2 protein-coding genes are annotated in these 5,238 nt (G+C 50.4%); both read right to left on the bottom strand.

The window, feature by feature from the left end; all coding sequences use genetic code 11:
• Positions 1-184: 184 nt before the first annotated feature.
• Positions 185-3,019: a lactoferrin/transferrin family TonB-dependent receptor gene (locus tag HMPREF3047_RS05350; protein WP_060975174.1), complete on the bottom strand. Its 2,835-nt coding sequence runs from the start codon at positions 3,017-3,019 to the stop codon at positions 185-187.
• Positions 3,016-5,100, bottom strand: a complete 2,085-nt coding sequence (locus tag HMPREF3047_RS05345) for a transferrin-binding protein-like solute binding protein (protein WP_049328591.1) — start codon at positions 5,098-5,100, stop codon at positions 3,016-3,018. The genes HMPREF3047_RS05350 and HMPREF3047_RS05345 overlap by 4 nt, the downstream gene beginning before the upstream one ends.
• Positions 5,101-5,238: the final 138 nt, after the last annotated feature.

The raw sequence follows: 5,238 nt of genomic DNA, 5'->3' as shown, positions 1-5,238 counted from the left end.
TGGGAATTTAGGGGATTTTGGGGGATTTTGTAAAGGTCTCAAACTGCCTTAGCATTGAATGTCCAGATTCCCGGAATGACGGTTTAGAAGTTACCCTAAACCTCAAAAAAAACCTGCACCTTAATCAGTTGGCGGTTTAGTCCGACTTTTGGGGTGCAGATCAAGCTTTCAGACGGTATTTCCTTTAAAACTTCATTTCAAGCGCGAGGCTGAAGTTCCTGCCCGGTGCGGCATACCTTCCATAGTTACTGTCGCCGCCGTGCCGGTTTGCCGTGCTTTCCGCAGTCTGGCGCAAGGATTCCCAAGTAACGTAGCGGTAGTTGCCGATATTGTAGATAGCCGCCCTCAAGGTCAGCCGTTTTTTCAGATTAAGATAGGCAGAAACATCTGCCGTCGACCAAGCAGACGACGCTCTTTTTGCCGAATATCGTTTTTGATCGCCTGCCAGATAAGCAAGTTCATCAGGGTTTTTCCCTTTGGAATAGGTCAGCATAATGTTTGCGCCCCATTTCCCCTCGGGCTGGTCGTATCCGAACCCCAAAACATAACGCGACGGCTGTACCGCATCCAAAGCATAGCTGCGGAGGGACAGTCCCGGCCGGTTGGATACCGATTTCGGTTTGATACGGTTGTACGCCAAAGTCGTGTACAAACCTTCGGGCAGTTTGTGATACACACCGTTCCAGTCGATTTTTCCCAAGATGTTGATGCCTTGGAGCGACATATTTTGGGCATTGTAATAATCGCGTATATCAATCTCTGTCAATTGTCCTGCCTGATTCGGCAATTTGGTTTTTTGATCGGCAACGGCAATCATATCGGTATAACGGTTGCGGAAGCTGCTGATTTCCAAAAAGCCGAAATCGCCCTTCCACTGCAAACCGATTTCGCGGTTGGCTGCCTTTTCCGATTTCAGGGCAGGACGCTGCCAGCCTTTCGGATAATCGTGATAAATGTCTATCCCGAAAAGTTCTTGGAAGGAGGGCGTTCTGAAGCCGCTGGAGGCGCGGTAAGACAAAGAAAAATGCCGGTTCGGTTTGAACACGATGCCGCTGTTCCACGAACGGTCAACATACCGCCCGCTGCGGACGAGTTCTTCCGACGTGGTAAAGTTTTGCCGGTCGTACCTGCCGCCCAAGCTGAAATCGAAATATTTGCCGATTGAAAAACGGTCGTTCAAAGAAATGTGGATATTGCTGCCGTTGATTTTTCTTGGCACGCATTTGCGGGAACGCAGGGTTTCGATGTAGCCGCAGACCGACCCTTCGACGACTTCGGGCTTACCCAAAAGATACTTGTCTCCCTTATCGGTGTAATCCGAGTATTCCGAAATCCTTGCCGCATTGTGGGAAAGCTGTTCGGGGCGGGAGATCGCTTTGGAAGCATCGTAACCGAAGCCCAAAGTCAGATGGTGTTTCGTCCATTTGTTTTTCAGCGACTTCTCAAACGAGGCATTCAAAACATTGTGCTGTTCGCGGTAGTGGAAACGGTCGCTGCTGTCGTAGGAATACGGCTTGTCTGCCGACGCGCGGCAGGATTTGTCCACGGCAGGATACACGGCGCAATTCAGCTTCAGCGTGTTGTTGTCGGTTGCCACGCCCTGTTTGTCAAACGACAACACCGCCTTGTCCGCCCAATTGTCAGAATACGCTTCGTTTTCATAACGGTACAGCAAACCCATACGGCGGCGGCGGTGATGTTCGTCTATAAATTTGGTGCGGGAATATTTCAAACCTATGCCCTTGACCCATTTTTCTTTGTTTTTATCCCACGCTTCTATATTCGGCACAAAATACAAGCCGTCGCGGAAATCGTTGCCGTCGTACACCCCGCTCTTGTCGCTAAACTTTTTCGCCTCGTCCGTACCGTAATACTGTTTTTCCGTCATATCGCGGATGTCGTAACGCTGTTTGGTATCCTCAAACACGCCGCCGACATAATGTCTGCCGCCGAAGCGGTAGCCCAGCTTGGCAAGCCACGAACCGCTGCGGTAATCCATCGGATCGGGCAATATCCTGCCGCCGCCTGTGTACGATTGGGCGGACAGGTTTTCGTGGCGCGCCTGCGCCTCCCGCACCATCGCTTCTTCTTCACTGTTTAAAGCCTGACCTTTTGAACGGCGTTCTTCCACCCAGCGGTTGAGCTGGTTTTTCAAATATTTCCCGTTGCCCGCCAATTTTGCCACAGGCTTGAGCTCACTCTCGCCCTCCGCCAGGAAATATTCCGCCTTTTTATTCGGACTCTGAATATCGTATGTCTGGCGGAACGCGTCCAAACGGTCTATGCCGTATTCCACCCCGTCCGCAATATCGCCGTGCGGGCGCGTTTCCCGCCCTTGGCGTTCGGTTCGGATTAACAGCCCTTCCCAACCGTCCTTACTGAAACCCGCGCCGAGCGACTTCATAAATTGGCGGTTTTTACTGCCGTAGGCGGTTTTTGCCTGTATCCCCCAACTTTTGCCGTCTGAAATCAGGTCTGCCGCCTCTTTGGTGCGGAGGGAGACTGCTCCGCCGAGCGCACCGCTGCCGTGATCGGAAGAACCGGCACCTTTGTCGATTTCTACCGTACCGACGTTTTCATATTCGATTTCGTTGATTGCACCGCTGCCGCCGCGTCCGCCGTATCCGCTCAATGCACCCTGCACGGTAAACGCCTGTATTTGGGCAACACCGTCGACCGAAACCGCCACACGGTTTTTATCCACGCCCCGTATCGAATAACCGCCGCTCGCGCCGTTACCTTGTTCGACGACGGCCACGCCCGGATCGTAGCGCGTCAGGTCGCGGATACCGAGTACCTGTTCTTTGTTCAACGTTTCCGACGTTTTGACGATTTTGCCCAAACCGGTCGCCTCTTTCGATCGCCGTCCCACTTTGGCGGCACGGACGGTAATCTCCTTCAATGATTGACTTTGCGCCGCATCAGATGCCGCCGTTTCGGGGTTTGCCGCATATGATGGGAAAGCGGCTGCAATGGCCAAGGCGGTCAGGGTAAGCGGGAATGTATGCCTTCTGTTCATCGTGTTGCCTCCTTGTCATCTTTCTTCGCACCAAATACCACACCGATTTTTTGTTGGGGTTCGGCAAAGCTGCCGCCCAATTCCGATGCATGAGGTCCGTAAAAGCCCCCTGTTACATGAAGGTTCTCGGCTTTAAACGGTTTGGAGGATGTTGCACCCCTGCCAAGCAGGTCGATACCTGTATCACGGGTACGTGCTGCTGCATGGAAACCGTTGTGCTCAATAATACCGTTTTCAATATAGAAGGCAGGTTCTACACCATTTTTCTCCATCAGGGTGCCGGAAAGGGACTTGTTGGCAAAGTTAACGTCGAATTCGGCTTTTGCCGCTTTATCCGCATGGTTATCCCATTGGATCGGCGCGCCGATACGGGCTTCCCATGAACCTCTATAGTGGACATTCCCAATTTTGGGGATGTCTGCCTCGGAAGTGCGGATACCTTTTATGAAAAGGTCGATATTCCTGTATGCAGAAGCGGGTTGGACAGGTGATTTTCCATCCGTGCCTACGCTTTCCGCGTTGTTTCCTTCATTTTTTCCTGCTGTATTTGCTTCCCCGTTATCTTCCTCTGCCGGCAACTCGGAAGAAGCATGACCGTCATCGGTATCATTTTCCAAACCGTCTTCACCGTCTTCAGGCTCTAAACTTTCATTTTCATCATCAGGTCCCGCGCCTTCATGATCGGAATCTTCGTCCTCTGTTGCAGTCGGTTTGACGACGGGACGGTCGGTTTGCATCCGTCCGATTTTCACATAGTTCAGAAAATCGCAGCAGGTTCGGATTGTCGTTTTCCTGCCGTCGGCAAGAACGATGGTTTGAGTATCTTTGACCAAGGAGATTTCACGCCCTTCGACAAGGAGTTTGTCAGGATGGGCAAAGTCGGGCATAGGCTCGGCAATAAACGGACGTGCCTTAGGATCGGCAGCTTCGTCGGCGGCAATTTTCAGCGAATCCAAGATTTTGGTATGCGTTTCAGACGGCACGGAGCTATTTTGTTTGCCTGCGAATACGCCGAATACGCTTTTGTCGTTGCTGATAAACCGTCCGGCAAGCTCTTCTCCGTTATCGCCGAAAAAACCGCCCTCAAGCCGCTGATCGGCATCGGCATGGAAAAACAAATGCTCCTTACCGGCATGTTTTTCCGCTAAATCAGGATTGACCTTGGCACTGCCGATAAAGCGGTTGCCGTCCAATTTTGCAGTAATGTTGTAAATGATCAGCGGCTTTTTAGGTTCATCTGGATTATTCTTATTTTGCACATACTGATTTTTAATCAACTTACCTTCCAGGTTTTTTTTGTCGAAATTAACCGTATATTCGGCAGGATGTTTTTCCCTGTCGTCGGCATCCCTAGCCGCATAAGAAGTTGCACCAATATTATTACCATAATATGTGTTATAACCCAAATTCTCACTGGCAACCGCCTGACCTGTCCGATGACGTTTGGCATCGGTCATATATTGCCAGTTACCGGAATATTTCACCGTTCCCGCGCTCGGTAAAGATTGGGAGGGATGTTCTCCGGAATAATATACAAACCCGTCATAACCAAACCGGTGGGTAAACCGCTTACCACCTGAGTTCTGTTTGATTTCGTCTTCTCCTGTTTGAGTATAAACATATCCGGCCCGGACATATTTATATTGATACACAGCATCTTTTGAATCGGACGTGTAGATTTGTGCATTAGGATGCCGTCCTTTGATTTCCTTTTTAAGTTTGTCGACCTGTTCTTGCGGCGTACCGTCTAAAAACAGGATATCCTCCTCTTTAAGCGGCAGATACTCCTCTGCCTGATGCTTATCGGGAATTTCCGTACCGTCTTTGTTATAAAAAGCAATATTCCGCCTTGGCAACCGCATTGCCGCACCGACGGCGGGCTGGTTGACCGGCGTGGTTTCTATAGAAGGTTTGGCAGGAGCCGGAGCAGGAATATCCTCAGGCTTGGAAGGTTTGGAATCTGACGGGGTTTGCGCGGTCGGCGTTGATTCGACAACAGGCTGCACGCCGAAATTGCCGCCGATACAAGATGCCAAAAGTAAGGGCAACAAGACAATGCCGCCATAATTCGGTTTACACATCCCTACTTTTCCTCTATTTGATTAATAATAATTATCATTATATTAATATGCACAGATAATATCAACCCGAGACCTTTGCAAAAAAGCCCTTCCTTCGACAGCTGAAACTCCAAACACAGGTTTTCGTCTATTTCCGCT

The sequence above is a fragment of the Neisseria sp. HMSC075C10 genome, assembly GCF_001815615.1.
Taxonomy (GTDB): domain Bacteria; phylum Pseudomonadota; class Gammaproteobacteria; order Burkholderiales; family Neisseriaceae; genus Neisseria; species Neisseria subflava_A.
The sequence above is the reverse complement of the archived record's forward strand: the minus strand, read 5'-3'. Positions and strand labels throughout refer to the sequence as shown.